Origin of the sequence: Tunturiibacter psychrotolerans, from assembly GCF_051013365.1 — a bacterium.
In the GTDB taxonomy this organism is placed as follows: Bacteria; Acidobacteriota; Terriglobia; order Terriglobales; family Acidobacteriaceae; genus Edaphobacter; species Edaphobacter psychrotolerans_A.
Genome location: NZ_CP132941.1, coordinates 2,767,185 through 2,780,500 on the forward strand (window position 1 = coordinate 2,767,185; position 13,316 = coordinate 2,780,500).

Below are 13,316 nucleotides of genomic sequence, written 5' to 3' on the forward strand. Positions count from 1 at the left end.
AGAAATGATAGAGGATGGAGAGGCGCGTGTCCTGCCGGACGGCCCGCTGCGCGTGGGGCGGCCACTTCGTGGCGTGTGTACCTTTTATGGGTGCGATGGGGTGTTTTGGTCCTCCCGCTGGTCGGAGACGATGATTGCGATCAGCTATGCGTCTTTATAATTTTGCGTATGGCAACCGCTTTGACACCTGATCAAGAGATCCAGGAGCTGCGCGATCAGCTTCGCCACCATGAGTATTTGTATTACGTCGAAGATTCGCCGGAACTCACAGACGCGCAGTACGACGCACTGATGAATCGGTTGAAAAAGCTTGAGGAGAAGCATCCGGAGTTGGTGACTGCGGATTCTCCATCGCAACGGGTGGGAGGCAAGCCGAAGGATGGGTTTGTGAAGATGCCGCACTCGCGGCCGATGTTGTCGCTCGATAACGCTTACAACGAAGAAGAGCTGCGGGCGTGGGGTCAGAGGGTGCGGGATGCGCTGCCGAGTACGGAGGCAGTGCGGTATGTGTGTGAGCTGAAGCTGGATGGTTTATCGCTGGCTCTGCAATATGGGCCGGGTGCGGGTGGGAGTGCACACCTGGAGCGGGGATTGACGCGTGGGGATGGGTCGATTGGCGAGGATGTGACTAGCAATGTGCGGACGATTCGATCGGTTCCGTTGAGTATCTCGGCCGCGAAGCTGAAGGCGGCTGGATTGCCGCAGAGCTTTGAGGTGCGGGGAGAGGTGGTGTTGCCGCAGACGGCGTTTGTGAAGATGAATGAAGAGCGCGAGGCGGCAGGACAGGCTCCGGCGGCGAATCCCCGGAATGCGGCGGCGGGAACGATACGGACGCTGGAGCCGAATATTGTCGCGCAGAGACGACTGGATTTTTATGCTTACTTTTTGCTCAAGGATGGAGAGTTTTTATTGCCGCAGCAGTCGACGACGCTCGAGGCATTGAAGGCGTCAGGCTTTCGCGTGAACAAGTATGCGAAGGCGCTGAAAAGTATCGATGAGGTGGTGAAGTTTATTGCGGACGCGGAGCCGCTGCGCGACACGTTGGGGTATGAGATCGATGGCGTCGTGATCAAGGTGGATGCGACGGCGCAGCAGAGGCGGCTTGGCTTTACGGGCAAGGCTCCGCGGTGGGCGATTGCTTATAAGTTTGCAGCGCGGGCGGGAATTACGAAGCTGGAAGATGTTTTGTTTCAGGTGGGGCGGACGGGGAAGGTGACGCCGGTGGCTGCGCTTACTCCGGTTTTGATTGGTGGGACGACCGTGACGCGGGCGACGCTGCACAACGCGGATGAGATTGCGCGGCTTGGAGTTCGTATTGGGGATTTTGTGCAGGTGGAGCGCGGCGGTGATGTGATTCCTAAGATTGTGGAGGTGGTGGAGGATAAGGCGCATCCGCGGGGGACGAAGGAGATTGTGTTTCCGGAGTTTTGTCCGGTGTGCAAGAGCCCATTGATGAAGGTGGAGGGCGAAGTCGATTGGAGATGTGTGAACAACTCGTGTCCGGCGCGAGTACGCGAGGAGTTGCTGCATTGGGCGTCGCGTGGGGTGATGAATATTGAAGGGTTGGGCGATGCGATGGTGGCGCAGTTGCTGGGGCAGGGCGCAGAGCTGGGTGGCGATGCGGAGGTTGTGACGGAGGAGGGTGCTCCGGTCGTGACGCGGAAGGCGCTGATTAAGACGATTGGTGATTTGTATCGTTTGAAGCGCGAGGATCTGCTTGGTTTGGAGAGGGTGGGCGAGAAGACGGCGGATGCTTTGCTGGGTGAGATCAAAAGGTCGAAGGAAGCTGGATTGGCGCGGGTGTTGTTGGGTCTTGGGATTCGGTTTGTGGGGGAGCGGACGGCGCAGTTGCTGGCGGCGCACTTCGGTTCGATGCAGGAGTTAGCGGCGGCGGCGAGTCAGGATTTGGAGAAGGCAAGCGAGGCGCTGGAGGCGGTGACGGAGGTGGGGCCGAAGGTGGCGCAGGCGATTGTGGAGTTCTTTGCGGTGGAGAAGAACAAGGATCTGGTGAGAGATCTGACGACGCTGGGGCTGACGATGACGGCGGAGAAGCGCGTGACGACATCGACGCTGGAGGGGTTGACGTTTGTGTTGACGGGAACGCTGCCGAATCTTACGCGGGAGTTGGCGAAGGAGAGGATTGAGTCGGCGGGGGGACGGGTTTCGGGGAGCGTGAGTAAGAAGACGGACTATGTGGTGGCGGGGGAGGAGGCGGGTTCGAAACTGGATAAGGCGAATTCGCTGGGTGTGGCCGTGCTTGATGAAGTGGGATTGCTTGAGTTGCTGGAGACCGGACCCGCTAAAGGTTAGGTGGGCGGTTGGTGCTTGGAGTAACTGGCTGACTGGGGCCCGGGATGGCAATTGGTTTTGGCTCGGATGGATTGGTGGTTTGCCGAGTGGCGCGGAATCCGCAGGCCTTCATGGCGGCGATAGGTTCGGGGTTCTGCATGAAGGTGTCCCAGATGAAGGCGCTGCGAAGATTTTCTGCCATGATGACGCTGATGCCGAGGTCGATGCCGAGGACGTCGGGGTCGTACCAGTGGAGTTCGGGGTGGAAGGCGTCGCAGAAGCCGTAGCGTCCCCACGCGTCCTGGCCGAAGTTTTCCCGCAGAGCGCGGAGGACGCGGACGCAGTCGTGAGGGAGAAAGGGAAGCGAACCGGCGGCGGCGCTGGGGACGACTGATCCGTCAACGGGGCCCATGAGGGGAGGGCCGCCCCAGGCGGTGTAGCCGTGCTGCCAGTCGGAGGCGGAGACGCCCCAGTAGTCGTCGGTGTAGCCGCGTTTGAGGCCCAGGCAGAAGGCTTTGTGGGCGCGGGTGGCGGTGATGGAGTTGGAGAAGTAATTGGCGTAGGCGTCGCGTTTGCCGGCAAAGTCGAACCAGGCGTGGGAGAACTGGTGGACGAAGAGGGGGTCGCGCCCGCTGATGTAAGAGTACGGGCCGAAGGTGATGGGTGGGCGAGTGAAGGCGCTCCAGGAGTCGGGGGAGATGGGATGGGTGGGTGAACCGATGGCGAGGAGATACAGCATCATCAGTTCGGAGTAGTGGTCCCAGCGCGTGGAGATGAAGCCGGTCTCTGGGTACCAGCCCATGGAGAAGGTTTTTCCGCCGTTGAGCATCCAGGGCCAGTCGACACGGTTGTAGAGTTGCGTGGCGAGGTCGGTGATTCTGCGGTCGTTGAAATAGGCTCGGACGGTGAGAACTCCGCAGAGGAAGATGGCGGTGTCGATGGACGATACTTCGACGTTGATGAGGGGCTTGCCTGTTTTGACGTCGCTGAAGTGGTAGAAGAAGCCGTGCTCGTCTGGCATCTTGTTGAGATGAAAGTCGAGCGTGGTGATGACTTGCTTCTTGATGCGAGCGGTGTCCTGGTAGCCGCGCTTGTCAGAAATACAGAGAGCGGCAAGGCCGTAGCCGGTGGCGGCGATGCTGGCGGCGAAGTGCTGGTCGAACTCTCCGGTGGCGGTTTTGTTGGTGGCGCGGTCGAGGACCTGTCCGGAGGCTGGGTCGGCCTGCTCGGTGAAGTAGAGACAGCCAGCTCGCTCCATCTCTTCGAGGAAAGCGAGGTCTTCGTCGCTCAGGAGCCTTGAGTAGGTGGATTGCGATGGGGCGGCCTGCTGGGCTGCGAGAGGGGAGGCTGCAAGACCTGAGAGTATGGCTCCGCCGAGGAGTTGGGTCGCGCGACGTCTCGTGATTTTAGGCGGAGTCGAGGTGCTGAAACTCATCTTCTCTATCGTACGGTCTTGCCAGGGCAGCAGACTTGTCTGACTCTGTGAATCGTGTAAAAGTAACGCGGACGTTGTAGAGGGTGCCGGTTTTTGGTGAAACCGTGTAGCCGAAGATTGCTAGTGGTTGGATGCCGCGTATGTGAATGTAGATGCTGGCGCGATGTTCCCGGTAGGAAGCGTTGTGTTCAGCGAACGTGGAGTTGGGTGGATCGGATCTGGATTGAGGTCTCCATCGTTGTGGGGACACTTTGAAGAAGGTTCAATACCGGAGTTTTGAGAGGTCATCTGACCTCGTACTCGCGTGGGTTAGCAAGCGTTTGCCTTTATGGATATTGCCGTTTCAGAAAACAAGTGTCAAGGATCGGGGGGAGGATTTAGCCACACAGCGTGTGACTTGTGACAGACTGCATGAATGCGTGGACGCGCGAAAAGATCTGCGACGCCGGAACCGAAGACGCAAGAGCACAAGCCCGCGAGCCTGAAGGTCTTGTCCGACCATCTTGGGCTGTCGATGGCTGCGATCTCGCGGGTTCTTAGTGGTGCGCCAGCTGCGCGTTCGATTCCAAAGGCTACGCAGGACCGGATCGTCGCGGCAGCGGAGGAGCTGAACTACCGGCCGAATCTATTTGCCCGCTCGCTGCGCAATCGACGGAGTCAGACGGTCGGCGTAATTGTGCCGGAGTTAAGCGAGGGGTACGCAACACTGGTGTTGAGTGGGATTGAACACGAACTGATGCAGGCGGATTACTTTTATTTTTTGATCAGCCATCATCACCGTGAAGAGATGATTCAGCGGAGCGAGCGGCTATTTCGGGACCGTGCCGTTGAGGGAGTGATCGCTGTGGATACATTGCTGCGGGACCGGTGGGCGATTCCAACGGTGAGCGTCTCGGGCCATCATGAGCCGAAGGGCGTGATTAATATTGTGCTGAATCATCGTCTGGCGGCGGAGCTCGCGATCGATCACCTGGGTGGACTAGGGCATAAACGGCTTGCCTTCATCAAGGGGCAGAAGTTTAGCTCTGATACGGAGTCGCGGTGGAGAGGAATTCGCCACGCGATGGAGAAGAGAGGGATGACGATTCTCCCGCGGTTAGTGGCGCAGCTTGAAGGAGACCAGCCGACGCATGAACCGGGGTATCTGGCGACGCAGAAGTTGCTGGCAAGTGGCGAGGCATTTACTGCTTTGTTTGCGTTCAACGATGTGTCAGCGATTGGTGCTATCAAGGCGTTGCGCGAGGCTGGGCTGCGGGTGCCACAGGATGTCTCGGTGGTGGGTTTTGACGATGTCCAGTCGGCGGCATTTCAGAATCCTGCACTGACGACGGTGCGACAGCCGTTGCGGACAATGGGAGTTCTGGCCGCTCAGACAGTGTTGCAGCAGATCGGGTCGGGGAGCGGGGTAAATGCTGCGCAACAGATCGTCGTCGACCCGGAGTTGGTGGTGCGAGAGTCAACGTGTCCTCCTGGAACGGGTAAGAGATAGCTCTGGCGGCGTCGATCTGTTGAGCTTTGGGGTCGGTTCCCGCGTTGATAGTGGACTTGCGGCTAACTTTTTATTTCTGAGGCCCTAAGGGCTCGTTGCCGCTGAGGGAAATTTAAGGGCAAAAAGCAGGACTGCGTTTGTGATAGCATCCGTGCTCCTCGAGATACCGGCCTCAGAAGGGGCCGAACTCGATGGTCGCCAGCGGTGGCTGCTCCTCCTCAGAGATTGTTCGGACTATCCCCGTTGAGATATTCCATTTGTAACCGACGGTGATCGATCAGCTCAGATTGTGAAAGGAGAGATCTGATATGAAAGTTTATCTGGGAAACGATATTCGTAATGTGGCCGTGGTGGGCCATGCGCATAGTGGAAAGACGACCCTGATCTGCGCGTTGCTTCATGCGGCGAAGATGACGATGACACGAGGACGGATCGAGGACGGATCGGCGGTGACGGCGTACGACGAAGAAGAGGTGGCGCGGCGAACGACGATGTCGAATGCCGTGGCGTTTGCAGAGTGGAGCGGGATCAAGATCAACCTGATTGATACGCCTGGATTTCATATGTTTGTGCACGAGACGCGCGCGGCGATGCTGCCGGTTGAGGTAGCGCTGGTGGTGGTAAATGCGCAGACGGGGATTGAGGCGGTTACGGACAGGGTGTGGAAGTACGCCGCAGAGGTCAACCTGCCGCGCGTGCTGGCGATGAACCAGGTCGATCATCCGAAGGCTGACAGCAGGGTGGGACGGCAGCGAATGATTGAACTGTTGCAGGAGAAGTGGGGACGGCAGGTTGTGCCGGTGCAGTTGCCGATTGTTGATCAGCATGGATTTCACGGTGTGGTGGATCTGGTGACGATGAAGGCATATCTGTATAAGCCGGATGGAGATGGACGGGGTGAGGTCGGTGCGATTCCAGAAGCTTTGAAGGCGGACGCGAAGGCGGCACATGAGGCGCTGGTGGAGTTGGTTGCCGAGGGGAAAGACGAGCTGATGGAAGAGTTCTTTCGTGAAGGAACGATTCCGGAGCAGCATTTGATCGTTGCGCTACATGAGGCGATTCGTGAGGATAGGATTTTTCCGCTGTTGTATGTGAGCGGGTTGAGAAATGTGGGGACCGACCATCTGTTGGACTTTCTGAAGGTGTATGCGCCAGCGCCGACGGAACGGGAACCCGTGGCGACGCGGGGCATACTGCACTCGGCTTCAGCGGGTGCGAATGGGAGTGGGGCGGGGGCCGATCAGGACGAGATAGTGATGCGCAAGGTGGATGACAAGGAGCCGCTTGCGCTCTATGTGTACAAGACGATGACCGATCCGTTTGCGGGGAGAATCTCGTTCTTCAAGGTCGTAAGCGGGATGATGACGACGGATAAGACGGTGCAGAACTTCACTCGGCATGAGCCGGAGAGGTTGGCGCACCTGTCGATTATGCAGGGGCGGAAGGCGGTGGAGGTTTCGGAGCTGCACGCGGGAGATATTGGAGCGGTAGCGAAGCTGCGCGTGACGTTGACTGGAGACACGTTGGGCGATAAGGCTCATGAGGTTTATCTGGAGCCGGTGCCGATGCCTGAGCCGGCGATGACCTACGCGATTGAACCGAAGTCGCGTGCGGACGAGGACAAGCTAGGGCCCGCTTTGCATAAGTTGATGGAAGAAGATCCGATGGTGAAGTTTTTCCGTGATCCGCAGACGAATGAGTTTCTGGTCGCTGGCGCGGGGCAACAGCATATTGAAGCTGTTGTTTCGAAGCTGAAGCGGCGATACCACACGGATGTGACTTTGAAGGCACCGAAGATACCGTATCGCGAGACGATTCTTGGCCGGGCGGAGGCGCAGGGACGATACAAGAAACAGACGGGCGGCCATGGGCAGTATGGGGATTGCAAGATCCGGATGGAGGCGATGCCGAGGGGCGGCGGTGTGGTGTTTGGAAACGAGATTTTTGGCGGGGCCATTCCACGGCAGTATGTGCCGGCGGTGGAGAAGGGGGTTCGGGAGTCGGCGGCGCGCGGGTTTCTGGCTGGGTATCCGGTGGTCGACCTTAAGATCACGGTGTTCGACGGCAGCTACCATGATGTCGATTCGAGCGAGATGTCGTTCAAGATGGCGGCGCGGTTGGCGTTTCGTAAGTGCATGGAACAGGCGAAGCCGGTGTTGCTGGAGCCGGTGATGCGGGTAGAGATCGAGGCGCCGGATGACTTTGCCGGGGCGTTGCTGGGGGATTTGAACGGGCGGCGTGGGCGCGTGCAGGGAATGGAGAGCGGCGGTGCAGGGACGACGGTGCGGGCCGAGGTTCCTCTGGCGGAGATGCTGAGCTATGGGACGACGCTTACGTCGATTACACAGGGACGGGGGAGTTTCCGGATGGAGATGGACCACTATGAAGTGGTGCCCGCGTTGCTGGCGCAGAAGATCCTGGCGGACGCGAAACGGCCGCTTCATGACGAGGCGGACGAATAGGAAAAATTCGGGGAGCGAGCTCGGCCCGTACTAATATAAAGATTCGATGAATTTGTTGGATCGTCTGTTATGAGTTCGAGCACAGCCAGCGCGTTGGATTTTTCTGGGCCGGAGCGTCCAGGTGCCGCGGGGTGGAGACGGCGCACGCTGCTGGATCTGGTTGTGGGATATGGATTGATCCTGGTGGTGATCTGGACCCCGGCGCCGCTGCGGAGTGTGCTGTATTTTGTGACGCTTGCGTGGATTGGGTACACGACGTGGAGCTCGTTTAGCGGCTGGGACGCGATGGGGGTACGAGTCGCGGGATTTTTCCGGTCGCTGTGGGTTGTGGGGGTGGCGTTATGTTTGGCGGCGTGTGCGGTGTTTTTTGCCGGGCGGATGCAGACGCTGCACGCGCCGAATACTACGTTGCGACTGGTGCAGGGCTTCTGGGGCTATGCGGTGTGGTCCTTTTTTCAGCAGTTCCTGCTGCAGGATTTTGTGATGCGTCGGTTGTTAAAACTGACGAACGATCGGCGAGTTGCGGTGATCGGAGCGGCGGGCCTGTTTGCGTTGGCGCATCTGCCGAATCCTGTGCTGACGGTGATGACACTGGTGTGGGGTGTGGTTTCCTGTCTTGTCTTTTTGCGCTATCGCAATCTGTTTACTTTGGGGATGGCGCACGCGATTCTTGGGATCTGCGTTGCGGTTACTTTGCCGGCGTCGGTGCAGCATAATATGCGGGTGGGGCTGGGTTATTTGAGATATCGGCCGCATGGGCGGCATCATCTGAACCAGATGGACCATAAGGTGTCGACTGTGGTGTGGGTTATGGCTGAGGCCGCGACGCGGCGATCGTGACGCCATGCTCTGCCGTAGAAGATGCCGGCGATGGCGGCTAGCAGAACGTAGCGCCAGTTGAAGTGGACGGCGCGCTTGTTGAAGTGAGAGAGACCGAAGAGCGCGCTGGTAAGCACTAGAGCCTGAGTGCGGGCGAGGCGCCGTTCGAGGAGATTCTGTAGCCAGCCGCGAAAGTAGAGCTCTTCGGGGATTGCGATGAATAGGAAGGTGAAGACGTAGGCGCCAACTAGCTTCCAGAGGTGGGGCCAGATGGCGTGGACGTGGAGAAAGCCCAGGCTGAGGCCAAGGGTGAGTGCGATGGGGATGTAAAAAGCGCATTCACGCAGACCGATGCGAAGGTCGCGTAATTGGAGACGTAGGTCGAATCCCACGTCGTTCAGTTCGCGAACAAAGAGGAATCCGTAGATGCCGGCGCTAAGCAGAATCATCTTGTTGAAGACGGCGAGGTGAGGAGGCCATGCGGGCTCGAACCAGCGTAGGTCGACGGCGAGGCCGAGGGTAAGGAGAACGATGTAGTCTCGCCAGTTGCCGATTTGATTCTCGTCGACGTATCGGGCGTGCTGCAGGAGGAGCGCGACGGCGACTGGAAGCAGGGCGTAGAGAGCGAACCAGTCCCACTGGAAGGTGGAGGCTGCGATGCTGACGATCAGGTAGGGAAGGCTGAGGGCCGAGGGCAAAAGCAGTCTGATTGGGGTTGGCAAAGCCTGGATTTGTTTTCGAAGTGAGTCGCCGGAGAAGGCTGCAGAGAGAAAAGGGATCAGGGTGAGGATGGCTGCGAATATGTTGGGCAGAGTGAACATCTAGTGGGCTTCAGTATAGGGACCGAAGAGGTGTTTTATGTATGAGTAATGGCTCGGTTGAGTCGGCTACCACCTCTTAGGGCTTGTATTTGCGGGGTTTGCGGTGATAAAAGCATCTTCCGGGCCTTTGTTTGCTTCCAACCTACTTTGGAGAACCCTTTATGCCGCGTCCTTACTGGTCAGGTCAGATACAGATCTCGCTTGTTTCGTTTGGAGTCAAGCTCTTTACCGCCACGGAGTCGAAGAGCGAGATTCGTTTTCATCAACTGAGTCGCAAGACTGGTGAGCGGATCAAGCATCAGAAGGTCTCTTCTGGCGATGAAGGGAAGGTCGAGAGTTCCGACATCGTAAAGGGCTACGAGTATCGCAAGGGCGAGTACGTGATGATCGAGCCGGAGGAGATCGAGCAGATTCGAATTCCTTCGAAGCACACGATTGAGGTGACGCAGTTCGTCGATGAGGGCGAGCTTAATCCAGAGTTCTTCGAGAAGCCGTATTTTGTGGCACCGGAGAATGACGTGCAGGCGGAGGCGTTTGCGGTGGTTCGCAAGGCGTTGCAGTCGATGAAGAAGATTGCGCTGGGAAAGATTGCGTTCAGTGGCCGTGAACATCTGATTGCGGTTTCGGCAGCCACGGATGACAAACTTCCGGGCATGATGGCCTACACGATGCGTTATGCGGATGAACTTCGAAATCCCAAGGAGTATTTCGAAGACATCAAGAAGGTGGCGGTGGATGAGGATCAGCTTTCGTTGGCGAAAGAGTTGATCAAGCGCAAGGCTTCGAAGTTTGATCCGGAGAAGTTCAAAGACGAGTATGAAACTGCGTTACGCGAGATGGTTGAGGCGAAGGTGAAGCATGCGCCGATTCCGAAGGATGAACCGGTGCCGACATCGGGCAAGGTGATCAACCTTATGGATGCGCTTCGGAAGAGCGTGCAGGGTGATGAGACTTCTGCGGCTAAGAAGAAGGCTCCGGCAAAGGCTACTGCAGCGACTGAGCAGAAGGGCATCGAGTTGGTGAAACCTGCGAAGGCAACGAAATCGCGTAAGTCGGCGTAGAGCGCGTTTATGGCTACGAAGAAGAGAGCCAAATCGAAGTCACCCACAAGTGCGGCGGATGCGGTCGATGAGCAGCTGGAACGCTATCGGTCGATGCGTGACTTCGACATAACAGCGGAGCCTAGCGGAGAAGAAGAGTCAAAAAAAAGTTCAAAGAGCAGGGCAGCTCAGGGATCCAGGCTGCCTTTTGTGATTCAGAAGCATGCGGCCACTCGGCTGCATTACGATTTTCGGCTTGGCTGGAATGGGGTGCTGAAGAGCTGGGCGGTGGCGAAGGGGCCGAGCTACTTTACTGGAGACAAGCGGTTGGCGGTCCAGGTCGAAGACCATCCGATGGAGTATGGCGGCTTCGAGGGGATCATTCCGAAAGGTCAGTATGGCGGCGGCACGGTGATGGTTTGGGACCAGGGAACGTGGGAGCCGCAGGCAGGGCATACCGATGTCGACCAGGGTCTACGGACTGGGTCGCTGAAGTTCATCATGCACGGCACGAAGATGAAGGGGAAGTGGGCGCTGATTCGCATGGGTGGCAAGGCTGCGAATGAGAGCAAGCCGAATTGGTTGTTGATCAAAGAGCATGATGAGTTTGAGCGGAAGCAGGACGATGCGGCTGTCACCGAGGAAGAGCCGAATAGTGCGGTGACGGGGCGCAGTCTCGAGGAGATCGCGCGGAACGAAGATCATGTCTGGAACTCGAAGGAGACGGCGAAGGGGAATGCGTGGTATCGCAAAGATGTCGGGCCTGCGGATGCACCGGGAGTTGTTGCTAAGGAGGTTTTAGCCAGGGCGGAATCGGGTGGCAAGGCGTCGGATAAGGGCGCGAAGGCTAGCAAGGCGAAGAGTGTTGCGAAGGAGTTGAAGGTGCCGGCGGGTGCGCCTAAGGAAAGACTTCCAGAGTTTATTACGCCCGAGCTGGCGTTGCAGGCTACGACTGCGCCTAGTGGCGCGGGATGGCTGCATGAGTTGAAGCTGGATGGCTATCGGATTCAGGCTCGCAAGGATGGTGACAAGGTTCAACTGCTGACGCGGACTGGGCTCGACTGGACGCATCGCATGAAACCGATCGCGGCTCTTGTGGGAGAGTTGCCGGTGCAGCAAGCGATTCTGGATGGTGAGGTTGTGGTGTTGGCAGAGAACGGCACTACGAGCTTCGCGGATTTGCAGGCGGCTTTTCAGGAGGGCGTGAAGAAACCGCTCAGCTATTTCGTTTTTGATCTGCTGCATCTGAACGGACATAACCTGCGTGGGTTGCCGTTGATTGAGAGAAAGACGTTGCTTGCAAAGCTTCTGGAGGGTGGTGGAGAGTTTGTGCGCCTTAGCGAGCATCTTGAGTCCGATGGCGCGGTCATCTTCCGAAAGGCTTGCGAGATGCATGTTGAGGGGATCGTCTCCAAACGCGCTGCCAGCAAATATTCGAGCGGCAGGGGTGGAAGTTGGCTGAAGCTGAAGTGCGTGCATGAGCAGGAGTTTGTCATTGGCGGGTTTACTTTGCCTTCGAATGGAAAGCATGGAGTTGGGGCGTTGCTGCTGGGATACTACGACGATAAAAAGCTTATCTATGCGGGACGTACTGGCACCGGATTTACGGAGAAAACACACCGCGTTCTTCGGAATCAGCTTGAAGAGCTGCGTCAAAAAGAAAATCCATTTGAAAACCCGCCGGCTGAGGCGAGGCGAGGCGCGATCTGGGTGAAGCCGGAGTTAGTGGCGCAGGTCAATTTTGCAACGTGGACCGCGGATAACCTCGTGCGGCAGTCTTCGTTCAAGGGACTGCGAGAGGATAAACCTGCCAGTGCGGTTCGGCGGGAGGAGCCCACGGTTGTGCCTCGCGCGCACGGTGCGAAGAGTGCTTCCCATCATGCGTCTGCGGCTATTGCGGCGAAGACTGAGTCTGACAAGGAAGAATCTGCGAAGGCGGCTCCTGTGAAGACTGCGAAGAAAAGCGCGAAGTCTACGTTGGAGAATGCGCCGGTTCGGTTGACGCACCCTGAAAAGATTCTTGATGCGGAGACGCAGCTTACCAAGCAGCAGTTGGCGGACTACTACTGGGCTATCGCGTCGCGTATGCTGCAGCATATCGAGGGGCGTCCGGTATCTCTTGTGCGTTGTCCTGATGGGAGCGAGAAGCCGTGTTTTTATCAAAAGCATGTGAATGCGATGCTGCCACCGGGGATCACATCGGTGGATGTGCCGGATAAAAAGACGGGGAAGATCGAGCCTTACATCACGTTGTCAACGGCTGAGGCGCTGGCTGGACTTGCGCAGATGGGCGTGCTCGAGGTGCATCCGTGGGGATCGCGTAATGACGATCTCGAGCATCCCGACCGGATCATCATCGATCTTGATCCGGATGCTGCGATTGCGTGGCCGAGGTTGGCCGAGAGCGCTGCGGAGGTTCGTAAAGAGCTTGAGCAGCTTGGGCTCGAGAGTTTTTTGAAGAGCACAGGGGGTAAGGGACTGCATGTGGTGATTCCGGTTGTGCCGGAGTACGACTGGGCAGTGATCAAGCAGTTTGCGCATGCGTTTGTGTTGAAGATGGAGAAGGATCAGCCAGGTTTGTATCTGACAAAGATGAGTAAGGCGGCGCGGAAAGACAGAATCTTCCTGGACTACCTGCGAAACGAACGAGGCGCGACTGCGGTGGCGGCGTTCTCTCCTCGAGCACGTGCCGGAGCAGCAGTTTCGCTTCCGCTCGACTGGAGCGATCTGAAGGCGGCGGAGCGGACCGTTGTGCGTGTTGCAGACTTCGCGGAGTGGCAGGGGAGACTGAAGCGTGATCCGTGGAAACAGTTTTTCAAGGTGCGGCAAAGAATTACGCCGAAGATGTTGGAAGCTTTGAAGATATCGCCAGCAGCGTAGTTTATATTTCGCGTGTTCGATAATGGACAGTTTGTTTCGATTGCGGACGGGCGGGTGTGCGCGGTGCTCTCTAAGTATCTG

At 57.7% G+C, this 13,316-nt stretch carries 9 protein-coding genes; 7 read left to right on the forward strand and 2 right to left on the reverse strand.

Annotated features, from left to right (window positions below):
* Window positions 1-4: 4 nt before the first annotated feature.
* Window positions 5-160 (forward strand): hypothetical protein, encoded by a 156-nt coding sequence (locus RBB76_RS11710; protein ID WP_429632711.1) that lies wholly within the window; start codon window positions 5-7, stop codon window positions 158-160.
* A gap of 8 nt (window positions 161-168) precedes the next feature.
* Window positions 169-2,310, forward strand: a complete 2,142-nt coding sequence (ligA, locus tag RBB76_RS11715) for an NAD-dependent DNA ligase LigA (protein ID WP_429632712.1) — start codon at window positions 169-171, stop codon at window positions 2,308-2,310.
* On the opposite strand, the gene RBB76_RS11720 is transcribed toward ligA, so the two are convergent.
* The gene (locus RBB76_RS11720) at window positions 2,300-3,724 is read right to left on the reverse strand and encodes a glucoamylase family protein (protein ID WP_429632714.1); all 1,425 of its coding nucleotides are present in this window, start codon (window positions 3,722-3,724) and stop codon (window positions 2,300-2,302) included. The genes ligA and RBB76_RS11720 overlap by 11 nt on opposite strands.
* Window positions 3,725-4,214: 490 nt before the next feature.
* Between RBB76_RS11720 and RBB76_RS11725 the strand changes: the two genes are divergently transcribed.
* The 3 genes from RBB76_RS11725 (at window position 4,215) to RBB76_RS11735 (ending at window position 8,515) form a co-directional block, all read left to right on the forward strand.
* A complete protein-coding gene (locus RBB76_RS11725; RefSeq protein ID WP_429632716.1) occupies window positions 4,215-5,213 on the forward strand; it encodes a LacI family DNA-binding transcriptional regulator in 999 nt (332 codons plus the stop codon).
* Window positions 5,214-5,521: 308 nt separating this feature from the next.
* Window positions 5,522-7,675, forward strand: a complete 2,154-nt coding sequence (fusA, locus tag RBB76_RS11730; protein ID WP_429632718.1) for an elongation factor G — start codon at window positions 5,522-5,524, stop codon at window positions 7,673-7,675.
* Window positions 7,676-7,744: 69 nt separating this feature from the next.
* Window positions 7,745-8,515 (forward strand): CPBP family intramembrane glutamic endopeptidase, encoded by a 771-nt coding sequence (locus tag RBB76_RS11735; RefSeq protein ID WP_429632720.1) that lies wholly within the window; start codon window positions 7,745-7,747, stop codon window positions 8,513-8,515.
* Here the strand turns inward: RBB76_RS11735 and RBB76_RS11740 are convergent.
* Complete coding sequence (locus RBB76_RS11740; RefSeq protein ID WP_429632722.1) at window positions 8,440-9,315, reverse strand: CPBP family glutamic-type intramembrane protease; 876 nt, start codon at window positions 9,313-9,315, stop codon at window positions 8,440-8,442. The two genes, RBB76_RS11735 and RBB76_RS11740, sit on opposite strands and share 76 nt — an antisense overlap.
* A 161-nt stretch (window positions 9,316-9,476) precedes the next feature.
* Here RBB76_RS11740 and RBB76_RS11745 point away from each other — a divergent pair, with 161 nt between their 5' ends.
* Complete coding sequence (locus tag RBB76_RS11745; RefSeq protein WP_429632724.1) at window positions 9,477-10,376, forward strand: Ku protein; 900 nt, start codon at window positions 9,477-9,479, stop codon at window positions 10,374-10,376.
* A gap of 9 nt (window positions 10,377-10,385) precedes the next feature.
* Window positions 10,386-13,235: a DNA ligase D gene (ligD, locus tag RBB76_RS11750; RefSeq protein WP_429632726.1), complete on the forward strand. Its 2,850-nt coding sequence runs from the start codon at window positions 10,386-10,388 to the stop codon at window positions 13,233-13,235.
* Window positions 13,236-13,316 lie beyond the last annotated feature (81 nt).

Bases quoted from the DNA above. Each gene is read 5' to 3' on its own strand.
- RBB76_RS11710 (WP_429632711.1), top strand. From the start codon at position 5: ATGATAGAGGATGGAGAGGCGCGTGTCCTGCCGGACGGCCCGCTGCGC.
- ligA (WP_429632712.1), top strand. From the start codon at position 169: ATGGCAACCGCTTTGACACCTGATCAAGAGATCCAGGAGCTGCGCGAT.
- RBB76_RS11720 (WP_429632714.1), bottom strand. From the start codon at position 3,724: ATGAGTTTCAGCACCTCGACTCCGCCTAAAATCACGAGACGTCGCGCG.
- fusA (WP_429632718.1), top strand. From the start codon at position 5,522: ATGAAAGTTTATCTGGGAAACGATATTCGTAATGTGGCCGTGGTGGGC.
- RBB76_RS11735 (WP_429632720.1), top strand. From the start codon at position 7,745: ATGAGTTCGAGCACAGCCAGCGCGTTGGATTTTTCTGGGCCGGAGCGT.
- RBB76_RS11740 (WP_429632722.1), bottom strand. From the start codon at position 9,315: ATGTTCACTCTGCCCAACATATTCGCAGCCATCCTCACCCTGATCCCT.
- RBB76_RS11745 (WP_429632724.1), top strand. From the start codon at position 9,477: ATGCCGCGTCCTTACTGGTCAGGTCAGATACAGATCTCGCTTGTTTCG.
- ligD (WP_429632726.1), top strand. From the start codon at position 10,386: ATGGCTACGAAGAAGAGAGCCAAATCGAAGTCACCCACAAGTGCGGCG.